Origin of the sequence: Microbacterium aoyamense (genome assembly GCF_023155855.1) — a bacterium.
GTDB classification, from domain to species: Bacteria; Actinomycetota; Actinomycetes; order Actinomycetales; family Microbacteriaceae; genus Microbacterium; species Microbacterium aoyamense.
Window position 1 is genome coordinate 279,927 of the sequence record NZ_JAKNUT010000004.1, and the last position, 18,474, is coordinate 298,400.

Consider the following 18,474-nt stretch of genomic DNA (forward strand, 5'->3'; position numbering starts at 1 on the left):
TTCGGCGTAGGGGCAGAAAGCAATGGAAGAATGAAGTCGTGACCACTGCCATCGCTCCCGCGCGCGCTCTGCGCATCGGGCCCATCGAGCTCGACGCCCCCGTCGTGCTCGCGCCGATGGCCGGCATCACGAACACGGCGTTCCGGCGCCTGTGCCGCGAGTACGGCGCGGGTCTGTACGTGAGCGAGATGATCACGACGCGGGCGCTGGTCGAACGCAATGCCACGACGATGCGGCTCATCACGCACCACGAGTCCGAGAAGCCGCGGTCGATCCAGCTCTACGGCGTCGACCCTGCGACTACCGAAGCCGCCGTGCGGATGCTCGTCGAAGAGGATCGCGCCGACCACATCGACCTCAACTTCGGGTGCCCCGTGCCCAAGGTCACCCGCAAGGGGGGCGGCGCCGCGCTGCCGTGGAAGACCGAGCTCTTCCGCGAGATCGTGACGCGCGCCGCGCGCGCGGCCGGCGACATCCCGCTGACGGTCAAGATGCGCAAAGGCATCGATTCCGATCACCTGACCTACCTCGATGCGGGTCGCATCGCCGAGGACGCCGGCGTCGCGGCGGTCGCGCTGCACGCCCGCACGGCCGCCGAGTTCTACTCCGGCCAGGCCGACTGGTCGGCGATCGCGGCCCTGAAAGAGGCGGTGACGAGTGTGCCCGTGCTCGGCAACGGCGACATCTGGTCGGCCGACGACGCCGTGCGCATGATGGCCGAGACGGGGTGCGACGGCGTCGTCGTCGGACGCGGATGCCTCGGCCGCCCGTGGCTGTTCGGCGACCTCGCCCGTGCTCTCGGCGGCCCGCACGCCGCGACGGGTGCTCCGGTCGACGCGACCCTCGGATTCGTCGCGCAGGCGTTCCGCCGGCACGCGGAGCTGCTCGTCGAGTTCTTCGAGGACGAGGATCGCGGATGCCGCGACATCCGCAAGCACGTCGCCTGGTACTTCAAGGGCTATCCCGTGGGCGGCGACACGCGCGCCGCGCTCGCGACGGTCGAAAGCCTCGCGCAGATCGACGACCTTCTGGCGACGCTCGACCTCGCCGCTCCCTACCCGGGCGCCGCCGCCGAGGGCCAGCGCGGCAGGGCCGGCACGCCCAAGCGTCCTGCGCTGCCCGACGGATGGCTCGCCTCGCGCGACCTCGGGGCCGAAGCATCCCGCACCCTCGCCGAAGCGGAACTCGACCACAGTGGCGGGTGACCCGCTGACGGCCGACGCGCTCGAGCGCCCGGCGGGCTACGACGAGCAGGACGGCGAGCGATTCCTGCGCGAGCGCCACCGCTCCCAGCGCGACGACTTCGCCCGTGACCGCGCGCGCGTGCTGCACTCCGCAGCTCTGCGTCGCCTCGCGGCCAAGACCCAGGTGCTGAGCCCCGCGAGCCCCGCGGACTTCGCCCGCAATCGCCTCACGCACTCGCTCGAAGTCGCGCAGGTCGGTCGCGAGCTCGCGACGGCCCTGCGCCTCTCGCCCGACGTCGTCGACACGGCGTGCTTGAGCCACGACCTCGGGCACCCGCCGTTCGGACACAACGGCGAACGCGCCCTCAACGAGTGGGCCGAGGACATCGGCGGGTTCGAGGGCAATGCGCAGTCGCTCCGCATCCTGAGCCGCCTCGAGCCCAAGATCGTCGACGCCGAAGGCCGCACGTTCGGGCTCAACCTCACGCGTGCGAGCCTCGACGCGACGTGCAAGTACCCGTGGACGGCCGATCATCCGCTGCCCGATCCCGGCGGACGCCTGAAGTTCGGCGTGTACCCCGACGACGAGCCGGTCTTCAGATGGATGCGAGAGGGCGCGCCCGGTCGGGTGCGCTGCATCGAGGCCGAGGTCATGGACCTTTCGGACGACATCGCGTACTCGGTCCACGACTTCGAGGACGCGATCGTCAACGGCTATCTCGACCCCGCATGGCTCGCCGCGCCCGCGGGCCACGAAGCGCTGCTGACCGCCATCCAGTCGTGGGTCGGCTTCGACTTCGCACGTGATGAGCTCGCCGACGCGCTCTACCGCCTCATGCGGATGCCCGAGTGGATCGTGTCGTTCGACGGAACCCGGGGCGATCTCGCGCGGCTCAAGAACCTGACGTCCGATCTCATCGGCCGCTTCGCGCGCGCCGCCGTGACCGCGACGCGCGACGCGTACTCGGGCGCCGTGCTCACGCGCTACCGCGCACACGTCGTCGTGCCGCGCGTCATCGAGGCCGAGATGGCGGTGCTCAAGGGCATCATCGGCGCGGCCGTCGTGTCGATCGACGGCCGCAAGCAGCTCTACAAGGAGCAGCGGCGTGTGCTCAAGCGCCTCGCGACCGCGTTGTGGGAGCACCCCGGCGAGCTCGACGCCATGAGCTCCGAGGACTTCGAGAGCGCGTCGACGGATGCCGCGCGTCGCCGCGTCGTCGTGGACCAGGTCGCGAGCCTCACGGATCAGATCGCGATCGCCTGGCACGAGCGTCTCGTGGGCGATGTGGATGTCGCATCCATCGGCATCTGGGCGCCGCGTGGTTCAGATACGCGCGCCACGCGGCCCGCGCGGGTCGCGGAGGCGACCTGATGGCCGGGCGCATCCGGCAGGCCGACGTCGACGAAGTCAAGGCACGGACGAACATCGCCGACATCATCGGCGAGCGCGTCGCGCTCAAGCCCGCGGGCGTCGGTGCGATGAAGGGACTCTGCCCCTTCCACGACGAGCGCAGCCCGAGCTTCAACGTGCGTCCTCAGGCCGGCTTCTACCACTGCTTCGGCTGCGGCGAGTCGGGCGACGTGTACTCGTTCCTGCGCGCGATGGACCACGTCACCTTCACCGAAGCCGTCGAGCGCCTCGCGGGGAAGATCGGCTACACGCTTCACTACGAGGACGGGGGAGCGGCGCCCGAGACGACCGGCCGCGCGCGCCTGTACGCCGCGAACGCGGCCGCGGCGGAGTTCTTCCGCGCGCAGCTCGCCGCGCCCGAAGCCGACATCGCGCGCCGGTTCCTCGGCGAGCGGGGCTTCGACGCCGGCGCTGCGGCGCACTTCGGCGTCGGCTATGCGCCGAAGGGCTGGTCGAACATGCTGGCGGCCCTGCGCGACAAGGGGTTCACCGACGACATCCTCTCGGCCGCCGGACTCGTCTCGCAGGGCCAGCGCGGCGTCTACGACCGCTTCCGCGGGCGGGTCGTCTGGCCGATCCGCGACGTGACGGGCCAGGTCATCGGATTCGGTGCGCGGCGTCTGTTCGACGACGACAACGGCCCGAAGTACCTCAACACCCCCGAGACGACGATCTACAAGAAGGCCCAGGTGCTCTACGGTCTCGACCTCGCCAAGCGCGACATCTCGCGCGAGCACCGGGTCGTCGTCGTCGAGGGCTACACCGACGTCATGGCGTGCCATCTCGCGGGCGTCACGACAGCGATCGCGACGTGCGGCACGGCGTTCGGCTCCGATCACATCACGGTGCTGCGACGGGTGATGGGGGATGACTCGGCCGCCGGCGAGGTCGTCTTCACGTTCGATCCGGATGCCGCGGGTCAGAAGGCGGCGCTGCGCGCCTTCGCCGATGCGAAGCGGTTCAACGCGCAGACGTACGTCGCCACGGGGCCCGAGGGTCTCGACCCGTGCGATCTGCGTCTGCAGCGCGGAGACGGCGCCGTGCGCACGCTCATGGACGCCAAGGTGCCCATGGTCGAGTTCGTCATCGACCAGCGGATCACCGGCTACGACCTGGCGTCCGTCGAAGGGCGCGTCGGCGCGCTCCGCGCCGCCGCTCCCGTCGTCGCCGAGCTGCGGGATCCGCTGCTCCAGCCCGAGTACGTGCGCGTGCTGGCGCGGCGCCTGGGCCTGGACACCGAGGACGTCCGTCGCGAGGTCGAGCGTGCAGCCCGGGGCGGCTCCTCGCGCCCCGAGCGCACACCTCAGGCGGACGCGCCCGCCGACGTGGCAGAGGTGCGCGTGACCCTCGCGTCGTTGCCGCAGACGCCGGATGCCGCGCTCGAGCGAGACGCGCTGAAGGGCTTCCTGCAGTTCGGGCACCGACTCGACGGCGGATTGATCGACCGTGCCGTGGCGCTCCCGATGCGGCATCCCGCGCTCGATGCCGTCCGCCAGGCCGTCGCCTCAGCGCCCGACCGCGCGAAGGTCGGCTGGTCGGCGGACGCGGTCACGACGGTGCGCGAACCGTTCCGGGGCCTGGGCGCCGAACTGCTCGCATCGGACTTCCCCGCTCTCACCGACGACGCCGCCGTCGCCTTGGCGGCATCGTTGGCACGCCGACTCATTCTGCGGGGGATCGGCGCCGAGAAGGCGGAGCTGCTCGGCGCGATCCAGCGCGTGCCCGTCGATTCGGCGGAGGGCCGCGGCATCCGTCTTCGTCTTCATGAGCTCGACCAGGACCGCCGGCGACTCACCGACGAGGAGTAGCTGGCGCGAACGCGCACCGACAGGCAGGATGGCGATATGGCCGCATCACGAGACGCCGACGTCGCGATCCGCGCGATCGACCTGTCGATCGCCCACGACCGCCGCGCGGGCACCCCGCGCGTCGTGGACGGGGTGTCCTTCACCCTGGCGCGCGGCGGCATGCTCACGGTCATGGGCCCGACGGGCGCGGGCAAATCGAGCCTCGCCGCCGTGCTCGCAGGGCACGACCGCGGCCTCGGCGTCGTCGGCGGCGAGGCGTACGTCGAGGGCATCCGTGTGCGCCGCCCCGGCCGCGACCACCGGGTGCTGACCTACGTCACCGGGTATCTGCCGCAGGCCGCGGGGGCGGGGCTTCCGGCGCGCCAGACGGTCTCCGAGGTCATCGGCGCGCCCATCACGAGCCGTGACCGGCACGTCAACCAGCGCGCCCTCGCCGTGCGGATCGCAACCCTGCTGGACGAGCTCATGCTGCCGCTGGGCGCCGCGAACCAGTTCCCCTACGAGTTGAGCGCGGGCATGCGACAGCGCGTCGCGCTCGCGCGCGCCCTGGTGCTGCAGCCGAAGATCCTCGTCGCCGACGAACCCTTCGCGAACATGGACGTCGAGGTGCGTCGCGCCGCCCGCGATGCGATCCTGCGCCGGCGCCGGGACTACAGGATGTCGGCGCTCATCGTGACGAACGAGCCCGAGGTCGCCTCAGAACTGGGCGCGCACGTGCTCGTGCTGAGGAGCGGTCACGCCGTCGCCTTCGGCCGGAGCACGGCGGATCTGCTGTGGACGCCGAGCGGCGAGGCGGACCGTCGATTGATCACCGTCTGAGTTCACGAGCACCCCTCAGGCTTTGCTAGGATAGTCGAGTTGCCTCGCGCGAGCGGGGCTCTTCCTCGGTAGCTCAATTGGCAGAGCAGCCGGCTGTTAACCGGCAGGTTCTTGGTTCGAGTCCAAGCCGGGGAGCGAGAATCCCGCGTCATCTGCGCGGCTCTCGAATGAAGGCCCGGGCTTCCACCCCGGGCCTTCCCCGTTCCTGCAGGAACCTCAGGCGTCGATGTCGTCGACGCCCGGCATCCACGAGACGCCGGGACGCCCCCACCCGCGCTTGCGGGCGATCTTCTGCACCGTCTTCCAATCGCCGTCGTCGAGGCGATCGACGTAGAGCACGCCGTCGAGGTGGTCGAACTCGTGCTGCAGGATGCGGGCGCGCCAGCCGTCGACCTCGAGGCGGACGGCGGCCCCGTCGAGGTCGGTGCCCGTCAGGAGCGCCGACTCGGAGCGGCGGAGCGGGAATCGCTCGCTCGGGAACGACAGGCACCCTTCGGACTCCTCATCGGGGTCCGGAGCGCCGGGCTCGAGCGGACGGATCCACAGCTCGGGGTTGATGACGACACCGCGCCACGGCGTGCCGTCGTCGTCGGCGTACGAGTACGTGAAGATCCGCAGCGACACGCCCACTTGCGGCGCCGCGAGGCCGACGCCCGGTGCGCGATCCATCGTCTCGAACATGTCGGCGACGAGGGTGCGCACCTCGTCCGTGATCTCATCGACGAGGGACGCAGGAGCGTGAAGGACGGGATCGCCCATGATGCGAATCGGGAGAACGGCCACGTCTCCAGCCTATCGAGCGGCACTGCGGTTAGTGTCGAGGGGTGATATCGAGCGGGGACATCGACAACATCGGGGACGTCGGAGACGTCCTGATCGGCGTCTTCGAGAACCCCGCGCTGCTCATCGGCATCCCGCTCGCCCTCGTCGGCGCAGTCTTCATGTCGTTCGGCGCGCAGTACCAGCACCGCGGCGTCACGAAGGTCGAGGCGCTTTCCGGCGGGGCGGCATCGGGTGGTCTCACCCTGCAGCAGCTCGGTCGCCTCCTGACCCGGCCGTCCTGGGTCGTCGGCACCGTCATGCTCGGCCTGGCGATCGTCTGCCAGCTCGGCGCGCTCTACTTCGCGCCGCTCATCGTCGTCCAGCCGCTCGGTGCGATCGCCCTCGTCATCACGACGCTGCTCAACGCACGGATCAGCGGCCACAAGCCGACGAAGCGGTCGATCCGAGCCATCATCGAGTGCGTCGGCGGCATCTTCATCTTCGTGACGATCGCCGCGCTCGTCGCGACGGACGAGCCCGTCTCGAATCAGCAGCTGATCACGATCCTCCTCATCCTGCTGGCAGTGCTGATCGCGTTCGGTGCCCTGTGGCTGTGGCTGCGCCACCGCATGAGCGCGCTCTTCTACATCATCGGCGCCGGCGTCATGTACGGCTTCGTCGCGACGCTCGCGAAGGTCGTGCTCAGCCGCATCTCGAGCGGCGACTTCGAGTGGCTCACCGTCGTGTGTCTGCTCGGCCTTCTCATCGCCGCCGGCATCGGGGCGTACTTCGTGCAGAGCGCCTACTCGTCGGGCCCGCCCGACCTGGTGATCGCCGGCCTCACGGTGATCGACCCGATCGTCGCGATCGTCATCGGGCTCACCGTGCTCGGCGAGGCGGCCAACGCGCCCCTGTGGGCGTACATCGGCTTCGGCGTCGCGGGCGTCATCGCGGTGATCGGGGTGTGGGACCTCGCGCGCAACCACCCCCAGGTCGTGAGCGACAGTCAGGAGCTGCCGATCCAGCGGGGGAGCGGCGCTGAAAAGCCCCCCGGCGCGCCGAAGACCAACACCGAGAAGTTCGACGAGGCCGTCGCGAAGGTCTGGCCGAATCCTCCCGTCGACGACGAACGCAAGCCGCGCCGCTGAGGGCGGCGGATGCTGCGGTCGCTCAGTCCGCGACGTCGATCGTGATCCGGCCGTCCTGCATCCGGCCCTTGTCGCCCGGCGTCGGCGCGGGCGCCGGAACCTCGATCTGAGCCTCCCACTGCGCGTGGGCATCTTCCGCGCTCGGGCGCCACACGGAGTCGAACCCCGATCCGACGCCGGATATCGTTCCCTGACCGCGCGCCTGCCTTCGGCGGGTGTCGCGGATCATCGCGGGGATCGCGATCATGAGTCCGATGACCGCGACCACGCCGATCACAGCGGCGAGCAGGGCTCCGGCATCCATGCCTTGCATTCTCGCACCGTCGCCTGCCGGTAGGCTCGATGACCGCAGGGGGCGGTGGCCAAGCTGGTTAAGGCAGCGGGCTCATAACCCGACGATCGCGGGTTCAAGTCCCGCCCGCCCTACAGCCCTTTCAGAGCCCGGCGAGCTCGGGGAGCAGCGCCTTCGCGATCAGGAAGTAGATCAGCAGGCCCGTGCCGTCGACGATCGTCGCGATCATCGGCGCCGAAACGACCGCCGGGTCGACGCGCGTCTTCTGCAGCAGCAGCGGCAGGATCGACGCGATGAGCGCCGCCCAGAGCACGATCGCGGCGAGCGACAGCGAGACCACCAGCATGATCTGCCAGCCCACTCCGAGCGTGAAGGCGCGGATGAGGCCCGCCCCGGCCATCGCGACGGCGATGAGGCCCGCGGTGCTGAGCTCTTTGACGACCACCCTCCCGATGTTGCGCAGCCGCACCTGCCCGGTCGCCATGGCGCGCACGAGCGTCGACGTGATCTGCGTGCCCGTGTTCCCACCCGTGCCGATGAGCAGCGGGATGAAGAACGCGAGCACCACGACTGCTTCGAGCTCGTCCTCGAACGCCTGCAGGACGCTCGACGTGTACGCCTCGGCGACGAAGAGCACGAGCAGCCACACGACGCGCTTGCGCCACAGCAGCCACGGCGACGCACGGAGGTAGGGCACGTCGAGCGGCTGCGAGCCGCCCTGGCGCTCGGCATCCTCCGTCGCCTCCTCCTCGGCGATGTCGGCGGCCGCATCCGCCGTGATGATGCCCAGGATGCGACGCTCGCCGTCCACGACGGGGATGGCGAGCAGACGGTGGTCGAGGAGCAGGCGGGCCGACTTCTCTGGATCGTCGAGCGGTGAGACCGCGAGGACGTCGTCGTCCATGAGGTCGGCGACGAGTGCATCGGCCGGTGCGAGGACGAGTGCGCGGAACGCGACGACTCCGCCGAGGCGGCCGTTGCCGTCGACGACGTAGACGTACCCGCCGGACTGCGAGTCCGCGCGCAGATGCGCCGCCCCCGAGCGCACGGAGTCGATCGCCGCCGCGGCCGTGGACTGCGCCTCGACCGTCAGTACGTCGGGGATCATGTGGGCGGCGCTCGAATGCTCCGGCCACGACAGCAGACCGCGCAGCACGAGCGCCTGATCGGCCGGCACAGCGGACAGCAGCGTTTCGCGGTCGTCGGGTGGGAGCTCACGCAGGATATCGGCCGCGAGGTCGGTGTTGAGCTCGTTGAGGATCAGCCCCGCGGTCGGAACCCCGATCCCGATCAGCAGTTCGCCGGCAGCGAGCGGGTCGAGCGTCGAGACGAGCTCCTCACCCGTCTCGGCGTCGAGCAGCCCGTCGAGGACGCGAAGGTGCTCGGGGGTGAGCGCGGCGATCTGCTCCTCGCGCTCCACCGGGTCGGGGACGACCTCGAGCCACAGGGCGACGGCGCGCGTCGTCCCTCGATCGAGGACCTGGGCGAGCTCGATCGTGGCAGGCGGTTGTGCAGCGCGGGCCATAGCGCCCCCTTTCCCGGCGGTGAGTCGCATTATCCACCCCGAGGCGATCGCGAAAGTGAACTACATCGCGTTGCCGATGTAGGAGTACTTCACGAAGACCTCCGGTGCGCTCCCGGCCTCGTCGAGCACGCCCTGCACGGCGGTCAGCATGTAGTGGAGATCCCAGCCCATGTAGAGGAAGTTCTCGTCGTCGAGGGCGTCCCACTGGCCGTTCCACGCCATAGCAGGGTAGACGGGGCCGCCACGGCGTGCGCTGAAGCGCACGACGCTGTCGCGGTCGTCCGCCCAGAGGCGCTTGAAGACGCGGTTGAAGAGGTACTTCACGTCGGGCACCTCCCAGTGCTCGCCGCGGTATTCCGTGTAGGCGAACTCGCGCTCCCAGCCGGGCGGGAACCCGCGCCGCAGGATCGCATCGAGGATCGGCGTGAGACCGTCGTCGTCGATCCCGACGATGTCGGGGCGTCGCCAGACCTCGATGAAGCGCTCGGTGAGCTCCGTGGTGCGTGCGGAGATGGATGCCGTGCCCCACGCATCCGCATCGGCCAGCGCTCGTGTCTGCGGTACCGCGCTGCGCGCATAGGCGGCATCGCGCTTCTCGGGGAAGGGCAGGTCCATCGCGCGCAGCGCGAGGTCGTCCTCGAGGAGCGCGAGATTGCCGAGCGTCTTCGAGAGTGCGCGGTGGCTGTTCTGCTCGTCATCGGTGTAGTCGGCCCACACGCGCACGCCGTCGCCCGACCACGTCGCGTGCGGCGAGAGCGGGAAGACGTGATCGACACCCAGGTCGTCGACGGCGTCGAGGTCCGCGAGACGGCCGAGCACGTATGCCGGATGCGGCAGCTCCGCGAACTTCAGTGCGGCGCGCATGCGCTCATCCGAGGGGGTGATCCGGGCGATCGCGTGGCGCAGAGCCTGCTCGCCGTCGGACCGCGCGCGACACAGGCGCGCGACGAGCCGCTCCGTCGGCAGGCCCGCGACCGCCCGCCGCAGCAGCAGCGCCTGAACGTCGTCGAGCGTCGCCGCGACGGCAGCGCGATCCACGCTCCCTTCGCGCAGATCGAGGAGAGCGCGCATGACGAGGGGATACATGCCGCGCCCGAAGGTCGAGAGGTGTCGCAGCCGGCGCGCGAGCGCGGCATCCCTCTCGTACGACGGCTCGAGCAGAGTGCGGTAGACCTCGGAGCACGCGAGCCATTCGGCGGCGTGGACACGCAGCGTGTCGAGATCGAGTCGCGGAAAGCGCGCGCGGAACTCTCCGTAGACGCCGTGGTCGCCGGATGCCGCGACCTCGCGCCCCGTCGTCATGACCATGTAGTGGCGCCAGAATGCGCCGATCGCCGCGCCCGTGTTCTGCTCGATCGGCAGCCAGAAGTCCGCTTCGACCTCGCGCTGCTCGGCGTGCGTGAGGCCCATCAGGATGTAGTTGTGGATGAGCTCGTGGTCGCGCAGGGGCTCGCCGGTGGAGTTGAGGCTCGCGAAGATCTGCTGCGCGTTCGCACCCGCACCGAGGGTGATCGCGACGTGCTCGAGCTTCTGCAGTCCGCGCCAGATGTGCGGAGCCTCGTCGGGCGAGATCTTGCTGCGGAAGAACGCGTAGTTGTCGTCGAAGCGCGAATCGCGGAGTGTTCCGTCCGCCGGCCGACGATCGAACACGACGCTCTCGAAGACGTCTGCCCACGCCTCGTGGGGGCGCAGCTTGGTGCGGCCGTCGGGGCCGGACAGCACGCGGGAGAGGTCGTCGGCGAGGTCGGGATGCTCGGCGCGGACGGTGTGGTGGAGAGCGGCGACGAGGAGCATGAGCGTCGTGATGCGCTGCTGCCCGTCGATGAGGACGAGTTCGTCCCCGCCGGCGCTCATGGAGGACAGCACCGACCCGATGAAGTGCATGTGGTGGGGATCCGAATCGGCGACGGCGCGCACGTCGGCGAGGAGCTGCTCGCAGCCGCCGATGTCCCAGCGGTACTGGCGCTGGTACACGGGGACGACGATCGTGGCATCCACTGTCTGCAGCCAGGAGATCGTGTTGACGGCCGTCGCATCGATGTTCGTGGCCGTCGTCATGTGGTGTTTCCGCCCCCTCGGTGCTGCGCAAACGAGTCTAGCCGCGGCGGGATTATTCACGGTCGCCCCCCGGGCGCGTCGGGGAGCGCCAGGTAGGCTTGCCTAAGTTGGGCCTGTTAAAACGTGCTGGCCCCCTACGAAAGGCTGATCCTCTCATGGGTTACATCAAGTCCGCCGCGCTCGAAGAGACCGGCTACGTCGTCCTCGACCGTTACAACCAGGAGCTCGACCCCAAGGAATGGCTCGACATCGAGTACAACGACTGGAAGTCCTCGGGTGACACCCGCTTCGCGCCGCTCGCGAGCGCCTTCGGCGAGATCGAGTGCAACGGGTTCTGGAACCACAAGCCTCCGCGCACCGACAAGGACGGCGTCTGGATCGACTCGCAGGTCGAGAAGGCCCCGAACCTCACGCGTCGCGCACAGGAGCCCGGTGCGAACGTCGGCCGCTGCCGCGTCATCGAACTGCAGCCGACGCCCTACGGCGAGTGCCTCTACAACCTGCACCAGGACGACAACAACCGTCTGAACCCCGATGGCACCGGCTGGGTCGTGCGCGGATTCTTCAATCTCACGGACGACAAGGACAGCTACTTCGTCCTGCGTGAGAACCGCACCGACCCCGCGGGCGAGGTGCGCATCGCGCTGCCGGCCGGCGCTCAGCTCATCATCGACACGCAGCGCCTGTGGCACGCGGCGACGCACAACGGCGACGAGCCCCGCTACTGCCTCATCACGTCCTGGACCTCGGGGCCCGAGCTCGATGCCTACATCGAGAAGTACAACGGCGTGAACCACACCGAGAGCGTCCACGTCGACCAGGACATCCTCGACGCCGGCTACGCAGAGCAGGCGCGCAAGGATGCCGCGCGCGCCGCGTACTACGCCGCGAAGGGCCAGGTCGAGGTCCAGGCCATGAGCGAGGCCTGACCTCTCGCCTGAAGAGAATGGATGCCCCTGACCGCCCGGTCGGGGGCATCCGTCGTCCTGCGTGGTGTCGGTGGAGACTGGCAGACTCGCTGTGATGAACGACGACACCCGGTCCGCCTCCCTCGAGACTCTGCGGGCGCTCGTCGGCCGCGACGACGCCGACTTCCACGAAGGCCAGTTCGAGGCGATCTCGGCCCTCGTGGACGACGGCAGCCGCGCGCTGGTGGTGCAGCGCACCGGGTGGGGCAAGTCGGCCGTGTACTTCGTCGCGACGCTGCTGCGCCGCCGGATGGGTGCCGGGCCGACGGTGATCGTCTCGCCGCTGCTCGCCCTCATGCGCGACCAGATCGCCGCCGCGCAGCGCGCGGGCGTGCGGGCCGTCGCGATCAATTCCACGAACGCTCACGAGTGGTCCGACGTGCTCGCCCGCCTCCACGACGACGACATCGACGTCCTTCTGCTCTCGCCCGAACGGCTCAACAACCCCGCGTTCCGCGACGAGCAGCTGCCGTCCCTCGTTCGGCGGATGGGGATGCTGGTGGTCGACGAGGCGCACTGCATCAGCGACTGGGGTCACGATTTCCGCCCCGACTATCGCCGACTCGGCGAGCTCATCACGAGCCTGCCGGCGGGAGTGCCCATCCTCGCGACCACCGCGACGGCGAACAGCCGCGTGGTCACCGACATCTCGGAGCAGCTGGCTGCGTCCTCCGACGGAGGTTCGGTCGATGTCGTCACCATCCGCGGTGCGCTGGCGCGTGCGTCGCTGCGACTGGGTGTCCTGCGGCTCCCGGACGCCCGGGCCCGACTCGCGTGGCTGCTCACACACATCGGCGAACTGCCCGGATCGGGCATCATCTACAGCCTCACGGTCAGCGGTGCACAGGATGTCGCCCGACTTCTGCGCGAAGCGGGGCACGACGTGCGCGCCTACACGGGTCAGACGGACGCCTCCGAGCGCGAGGAGTCCGAGGCGCTGCTGAGGGACAATCGCGTCAAAGCGCTGGTCGCGACGAGCGCGCTCGGTATGGGGTTCGACAAGCCCGACCTGGGTTTCGTCGTGCACCTCGGCGCTCCGTCCTCGCCCGTCGCGTACTACCAGCAGGTGGGCCGCGCGGGCAGAGCGACCGACAACGCCGACGTGCTGCTGCTGCCGGGGCCCGAGGATCCCGACATCTGGCGCTACTTCGCCACGGCCTCGATGCCGACGCGCGAGCGGGCAGAGCGCGTGATCGCCGAGCTCGGCGACGCACCTGTCTCAACGCCTTCCCTCGAGGCGCTCGTCGACATCCGGCGTACACCCCTCGAGCTTCTCCTGAAGGTGCTCGATGTCGACGGCGCCGTCCGCCGGGTGCGCGGCGGGTGGGTCGCCACGGGCGAGCCGTGGGTGTACGACGCGGAGCGCTACGAGCGCATCGCCGCGGCGCGCGTCGTCGAGCAGCAGCACATGCTCGACTACGAGAGCACGGCCGGGTGCCGCATGGAGTTCCTCCAGCGCGCACTCGATGACGAGTCGGCGGCCCCCTGCGGGCGCTGCGACAACTGCGTCGAGGCGTGGTACCCGACCACGGTCGACGCGGGCGCGGCGACGTCCGCCGACGCCGCGCTCGCGCGCGTCGGCGTGCCCATCGAGCCGCGCGCGCAGTGGCCGACGGGCGCTGATCGGCTCGGTATGCCGCTCAAAGGCAACATCCCGCTCGCCGAGCGCGCCGAACCCGGACGCGCGCTCGCACGGCTCACCGATCTGGGATGGGGCGGCCGGCTGCGCGCGATGTTCGAGGGCGCAGCCGCCGATGCAGAGGTCAGCCCCGCGCTACGGGAGGCGGTGATCAGAGTGCTCGCCGACTGGGACTGGGTGGAGCGTCCCGCATCGCTCGTCGCCGTCCCGTCGCGGCGACGTCCGGCACTCATCGAGACGCTGGCCCGATCGCTCGCCCAGGCGGGGCGTCTGCCCTATCTCGGCACGCTGCCGATCCGCAACGGCGGACCCAGCGGGGAGCCTGGCGGCAACAGCGTCTACCGGCTCGCCGGCCTCTGGGACCGCTTCGATGCGTCGGGCTTCGCGTTTCCACCGGGCCCCGTCCTGCTGGTCGACGACATCGCCGACAGCCGGTGGACGCTCACGGTCGCCGCGCGCGAACTCCGCCGGGCCGGAGCCTCGGCGGTGCTGCCCTTCGCCCTCGCCCTGCGAGGCTGACCACTTCGAACGCGGGGTGGCGCGACACGCGCGACACGCAGGGAATCACACGGTTGTGATTCCGGGTGGTCGTGGGCGATAATGGGCCCACAACCGAACACGCCACGAATCCGTGACCCAGGTCGTTGGGGAAGACGCACCTGACGGAACGGAGAGATCATGGCGACACCACAAGCGCGTGGGGTGGTCTTCATCCACTCTGCGCCACGAGCACTATGCCCGCACCTCGAGTGGGCTGTCGGTCGCGCCCTCGGGCGCGCGGTGAGCTTCGAGTGGGCAGAGCAGCCCGTCCTGGCGGGCAGCCGCCGGGCGGAGTTCTACTGGGAGGGCACGGCCGGCATGGGCGCCGCCCTCGCGACCGCGATCCGCGGCTGGGAGCATCTGCGGTTCGAAGTGACCGAGGATCCGACGCCCCGCAGCGACGGCGGACGCTGGCTGCACACGCCGGGCCTGGGCATCCACTTCGCGCAGACGGACACGGCGGGCAACGTCGTGATCGGCGAGGACCGCGTGCGCTACGCGATGGAGGTCGCGGCGGGCGATGCCGCGGAGCTGCAGCGCGAGCTCCAGATCGCCCTCGGCGCCGCGTGGGACGAGGAACTCGAGCCCTTCCGCCACGCGAGCGACGACGCGCCCGTCGTGTGGCTGCACAAGGTCGGTTGACCTCAGAGACTCGGGCGGATCGAGGCGCGACTACCGACGGTCGGAGACCAAGCTCCCGGACGACGCGAAAGCGAATCGCCGCCTGACACGAAAGACGCCCCCGGGGAACCGGGGGCGTCTTCGGTTGCGGGGATCAGACCGAGGCGAACGCCGCGACGGCGTTGTGACCGCCGAAGCCGAACGAGTTGCTGATCGCGAGCTGCGAGCCGTCGCCGAGGGGCTGCGGCTCACCCGAGAGCCGGAACGGCACCTCGGGGTCCTGCTCGGTGATGTTGATGGTCGGGGGAGCGACGCGGTCACGCAGCGCGAGCACCGTGAAGATGGCTTCGAGCGCGCCCGTGCCGCCCAGCAGGTGACCCGTCGAAGCCTTCGTGGCCGAGACCGGGATGTCGTCGATCCGCGCGCCGAAGACGGCCTTGAGAGCGGTGTACTCGTTCGGGTCGCCGACGGGGGTCGACGTCGCGTGCGCGTTGACGTGCGTCACGTCGTCGGGCGAGGCATCCGCCATCGCCAACGCCATGCGCACGGCCCGCGCCGCACCCGTGCCCTCGGGGTCGTTGGCGGTGATGTGGTACGAATCGGCGGTGACGCCGCCGCCGACGACCTCGGCGTAGATCTTCGCGCCGCGCGCCTTCGCGTGCTCCTCGGACTCGAGGATGAGAACGCCCGCGCCCTCGCCCATGACGAAGCCGTCACGGTCGATGCTGCCGGGGCGGGACGCCGTCTCGGGGGAGTCGTTGCGGCGCGAGAGCGCCTGCATCGACGCGAACGATGCCACGGTGATCGGGTGGATCGCCGATTCGGTGCCGCCCGCGATCACGATGTCGGCGTATCCGGCGCGGATGTGCTCGACGGCGTTCACGATCGACTCGGTGCTCGACGCGCACGCGCTCGCGACTGTTCGTGCGTATGCGCGGGCGCGGAAGTGCAGCGAGAGGTTGCCCGCGGCGGCGTTCGGCATGAGCATCGGCACCGTCATCGGCATGACCCGACGCGGTCCCTTCTCTTTGAGGGTCTCCCACGCGTCGAGAAGCGTCCACACGCCGCCGATCCCGGTGGCGAAGTCGACGCCGAGGCGCTCGGGATCGACCTCGGGGCTCCCGGCATCCGCCCACGCCTCCATCGCCGCGACGAGCGCGAGCTGCGACGACGGGTCGAGACGCTTCGCGATCGGGCGCTCGAGCACGGTGTCGGGCCGCACGAGGGCCTCGGCGGCGAACGTGACGGGCAGCTGGTACTGCTCCACCCAGTCGTGCTCGAGCGTGCGGGCGCCGGACGCTCCGGCGAGGAGCGCCGACCAGCTGTCGGGGGCGGTGCCGCCGATCGGCGACGTCGCGCCGATGCCGGTGACGAAGATGCGGGTGCTGCTCATGCGTGGTGTCCTCGTGAGGTGTCCGGTGGGGGCGCGAACCCCCACCGGTGCGACTTACGCCTGGTTGGACGTGATGAAGGTGACGGCGTCGCCGACGGTCTTGAGGTTCTTGACCTCGTCGTCGGGGATCGTGACGCCGAACTTCTCCTCGGCGTTGACGACGATCGTCATCATCGAGATCGAGTCGATGTCGAGGTCGTCGGTGAACGACTTCTCGAGCGCGACCTCGTCGGCTGAGATGCCGGTCTCGTCGGTGATGAGCTCGGCGAGTCCGGCGAGGACCTCGTCAGTGCTGAATGCCATGGGATTCTCCTGTTTCTTGTGAGGTTCTTGAGCCCGGGGCGGGCCGTTGTTCAGTCTAGGGTCGGGCTTCCCGCCGTCAGGGGAGGACGACGACCTGCGCGCCGAACACGAGTCCGGCGCCGAAGCCGATCTGCAGCGCGAGCCCACCGCTCAGCTCTGGGTGCTCATCGAGCAGCCGATGCGTCGCGAGCGGGATCGAGGCCGCCGACGTGTTGCCGGTCGTCTCGATGTCGCGGCCGATCACGACGGTGTCGGGGAGCTTCAGCTGCTTGGCGAACTCGTCGATGATCCGCATATTGGCCTGGTGCGGCACGAAGGCGGCGAGGTCGGATGCCTCGACTCCCGCGGCCTCGAGGGCCTGGCGGGCGACCTTGACCATCTCCCACACCGCCCAGCGGAACACCGTCGGGCCCTCCTGGCGGAGGGTCGGCCACGGCACCTCGCCGTCGCGGAACTGCGTCAGGGTGCCGTTCATGCCCACGGCTTCGGCCTTCGAGCCGTCCGAGCCCCACACGGTCGGGCCGATGCCGGGGAAGTCGCTCGGACCGACGACGACCGCGCCCGCGCCGTCGCCGAGCAGGAACGAGATGCTGCGGTCGGCGGGATCGACGACGTCGCTGAGCTTCTCGGTGCCGATGACGAGCGCGTAGTGGGCGGCTCCTGCGCGGATCAGCGCGTCGGCCTGGGCGACGCCGTACGCGAAGCCCGCGCACGCGGCGTTGACATCGTAGGCGGCCGCGGGGTTCGAGCCGACGCGGTCCGCGACGATGGCCGAGACCGACGGCGTCTGCTTCGGGTTCGAGATCGTCGCGACGATGACGGCGTCGATGGATGCGGCATCCACCCCCGACTTCTCGATGGCCTCGCGGGCGGCATCGGTCGCGAGATCGATCGCGTCGGTGTCGTGCACGGCGCGCATGCGCGTCACGATGCCGGTGCGCTGGCGGATCCACTCGTCGCTCGAGTCGATCGGCCCGATGAGGTCGTCGTTGGGCACGGCGATCTCACCTCTGGCGGCACCGTACGAGTAGATGCGCGTGTGGGCGGGGCCCGTGGGCTGGATGAGCGCGTGGGTCATGCGGTGCCTCCCGAAAGCAGCGTCTGGGCCGCGACGAGGTCGTCGGGGGTCTTCACGGCGACCGTCGGCGTGCCGCGCAGGGCGCGCTTGGCGAGCCCTGCCAGCGTCCCGGCGGGAGCGAGTTCGATGATGCCGGTGACCCCGGCGTCGCCGAACGCGGCCATGCTGAGATCCCAGCGCACGGGCGAGGCGACCTGGCTCACGAGCAGCTCGGCGAAGACCGCGCCGTCCGCGACGACGGTGCCGTCGCGGTTGGTCCATACGGTGAGCGCCGGGTCCTGCGTCGTGGTCTCGGCGACCGCCTCGCGCAAGGCGTCCACGGCCGGTGCCATGTAGCGCGTGTGGAAGGCTCCCGCCACCTGCAGCGGGATGACGCGCGTGCCGGCCGGCGGCTCCGCCGCGAGTGCTGCGAGGGCGTCGAGGGCGCCGGCGGCGACGAGCTGGCCGCCGCCGTTGTAGTTGGCGGGCGCGAGGTCGAGTTCTTCCAGGCGGGCGACGATGGATGCCTCGTCCCCGCCGATGACGGCCGCCATGCCGGTCTGCGCCGCGGCCGCGGCATCCGCCATCGCCCGCCCGCGCAGGCCCACGAGGCGCAGGGCGTCCTCCTCGGACAGGATGCCGGCGGCCGCCGCGGCGGCGAACTCGCCGACGGAGTGACCGGCGACGCCCGCAACGGCGGTGCGGTCGTCGAGCGCGTTCCACGACAGGAGGCTCGCGGCGACGATCAGCGGCTGCGCGACCTTCGTGTCGCGGATCCGGTCGGCATCCCACTCCGTGCCGGCGGCGACGAGGTCGACGCCCGCCCACTCGGAGTACGCCTCGAGCTGCTCGCGCGCACCGGCGCGCTCGAGCCAGGGTGCGAGGAACCCGGGCGACTGGGAGCCCTGCCCGGGGAAGACAGCGATGATCACCGTTCTATCCTTCC

General features: G+C 70.3%; 16 protein-coding genes and 2 tRNA genes. 10 read left to right on the forward strand and 8 right to left on the reverse strand.

The window, feature by feature from the left end; genetic code table 11:
- Positions 1-38 precede the first annotated feature (38 nt).
- The 5 genes from dusB to MA876_RS12680 all read left to right on the forward strand — a co-directional run bounded on the left by dusB (position 39) and on the right by MA876_RS12680 (position 5,357).
- The gene (dusB, locus tag MA876_RS12660; protein ID WP_248149692.1) at positions 39-1,205 is read left to right on the forward strand and encodes a tRNA dihydrouridine synthase DusB; all 1,167 of its coding nucleotides are present in this window, start codon (positions 39-41) and stop codon (positions 1,203-1,205) included.
- A complete protein-coding gene (locus MA876_RS12665) occupies positions 1,195-2,556 on the forward strand; it encodes a deoxyguanosinetriphosphate triphosphohydrolase (protein WP_248149695.1) in 1,362 nt (453 codons plus the stop codon). Before dusB ends, MA876_RS12665 begins: the two co-directional genes overlap by 11 nt.
- Positions 2,556-4,403, forward strand: coding sequence for a DNA primase (gene dnaG / locus MA876_RS12670; protein ID WP_248149698.1), 1,848 nt, complete (start codon positions 2,556-2,558; stop codon positions 4,401-4,403). Before MA876_RS12665 ends, dnaG begins: the two co-directional genes overlap by 1 nt.
- A gap of 36 nt (positions 4,404-4,439) precedes the next feature.
- Positions 4,440-5,222, forward strand: a complete 783-nt coding sequence (locus MA876_RS12675) for an ATP-binding cassette domain-containing protein (protein ID WP_248149701.1) — start codon at positions 4,440-4,442, stop codon at positions 5,220-5,222.
- 62 nt (positions 5,223-5,284) lie between these two features.
- Positions 5,285-5,357, forward strand: a tRNA-Asn gene (locus tag MA876_RS12680).
- An 81-nt stretch (positions 5,358-5,438) separates the two neighbouring features.
- On the opposite strand, the gene def is transcribed toward MA876_RS12680, so the two are convergent.
- Positions 5,439-6,005 (reverse strand): peptide deformylase, encoded by a 567-nt coding sequence (def, locus tag MA876_RS12685; protein ID WP_248149710.1) that lies wholly within the window; start codon positions 6,003-6,005, stop codon positions 5,439-5,441.
- 41 nt (positions 6,006-6,046) lie between these two features.
- On the opposite strand from def, the gene MA876_RS12690 reads away from it, so the two are divergent.
- A complete protein-coding gene (locus MA876_RS12690; RefSeq protein WP_372491526.1) occupies positions 6,047-7,132 on the forward strand; it encodes a DMT family transporter in 1,086 nt (361 codons plus the stop codon).
- Positions 7,133-7,154: 22 nt separating this feature from the next.
- On the opposite strand, the gene MA876_RS12695 is transcribed toward MA876_RS12690, so the two are convergent.
- A complete protein-coding gene (locus MA876_RS12695) occupies positions 7,155-7,436 on the reverse strand; it encodes a hypothetical protein (RefSeq protein WP_248149713.1) in 282 nt (93 codons plus the stop codon).
- Between the two features lie 48 nt (positions 7,437-7,484).
- Here MA876_RS12695 and MA876_RS12700 point away from each other — a divergent pair.
- Positions 7,485-7,558 (forward strand) — tRNA-Ile (locus MA876_RS12700).
- Positions 7,559-7,566: 8 nt separating this feature from the next.
- On the opposite strand, the gene mgtE is transcribed toward MA876_RS12700, so the two are convergent.
- On the reverse strand, positions 7,567-8,949 hold the full coding sequence (gene mgtE, locus MA876_RS12705) for a magnesium transporter (RefSeq protein WP_248149717.1): 1,383 nt from the start codon (positions 8,947-8,949) through the stop codon (positions 7,567-7,569).
- A gap of 60 nt (positions 8,950-9,009) precedes the next feature.
- Positions 9,010-11,007 (reverse strand): DUF262 domain-containing protein, encoded by a 1,998-nt coding sequence (locus MA876_RS12710; protein ID WP_248149718.1) that lies wholly within the window; start codon positions 11,005-11,007, stop codon positions 9,010-9,012.
- Positions 11,008-11,162: 155 nt separating this feature from the next.
- On the opposite strand from MA876_RS12710, the gene MA876_RS12715 reads away from it, so the two are divergent.
- From MA876_RS12715 to MA876_RS12725, 3 genes are all read left to right on the forward strand, one after another.
- The gene (locus tag MA876_RS12715) at positions 11,163-11,936 is read left to right on the forward strand and encodes a hypothetical protein (RefSeq protein ID WP_248149720.1); all 774 of its coding nucleotides are present in this window, start codon (positions 11,163-11,165) and stop codon (positions 11,934-11,936) included.
- 94 nt (positions 11,937-12,030) lie between these two features.
- The gene (locus tag MA876_RS12720) at positions 12,031-14,133 is read left to right on the forward strand and encodes a RecQ family ATP-dependent DNA helicase (RefSeq protein ID WP_248149722.1); all 2,103 of its coding nucleotides are present in this window, start codon (positions 12,031-12,033) and stop codon (positions 14,131-14,133) included.
- 159 nt (positions 14,134-14,292) lie between these two features.
- Positions 14,293-14,796 carry a DUF3145 domain-containing protein gene (locus MA876_RS12725; protein ID WP_248149724.1) on the forward strand — a complete coding sequence of 168 codons (504 nt, stop codon included), beginning with the start codon at positions 14,293-14,295 and terminating at the stop codon, positions 14,794-14,796.
- 133 nt (positions 14,797-14,929) lie between these two features.
- Here MA876_RS12725 and MA876_RS12730 read toward each other — a convergent pair whose 3' ends face one another.
- From MA876_RS12730 to MA876_RS12745, 4 genes are all read right to left on the reverse strand, one after another.
- Positions 14,930-16,168 carry a beta-ketoacyl-[acyl-carrier-protein] synthase family protein gene (locus MA876_RS12730; RefSeq protein WP_248149727.1) on the reverse strand — a complete coding sequence of 413 codons (1,239 nt, stop codon included), beginning with the start codon at positions 16,166-16,168 and terminating at the stop codon, positions 14,930-14,932.
- A 54-nt stretch (positions 16,169-16,222) separates the two neighbouring features.
- Positions 16,223-16,471, reverse strand: a complete 249-nt coding sequence (locus tag MA876_RS12735) for an acyl carrier protein (protein ID WP_248149729.1) — start codon at positions 16,469-16,471, stop codon at positions 16,223-16,225.
- Between the two features lie 76 nt (positions 16,472-16,547).
- Complete coding sequence (locus tag MA876_RS12740) at positions 16,548-17,549, reverse strand: beta-ketoacyl-ACP synthase III (protein WP_248149731.1); 1,002 nt, start codon at positions 17,547-17,549, stop codon at positions 16,548-16,550.
- Positions 17,546-18,460 (reverse strand): ACP S-malonyltransferase, encoded by a 915-nt coding sequence (locus MA876_RS12745; RefSeq protein WP_248149733.1) that lies wholly within the window; start codon positions 18,458-18,460, stop codon positions 17,546-17,548. Before MA876_RS12745 ends, MA876_RS12740 begins: the two co-directional genes overlap by 4 nt.
- Positions 18,461-18,474 lie beyond the last annotated feature (14 nt).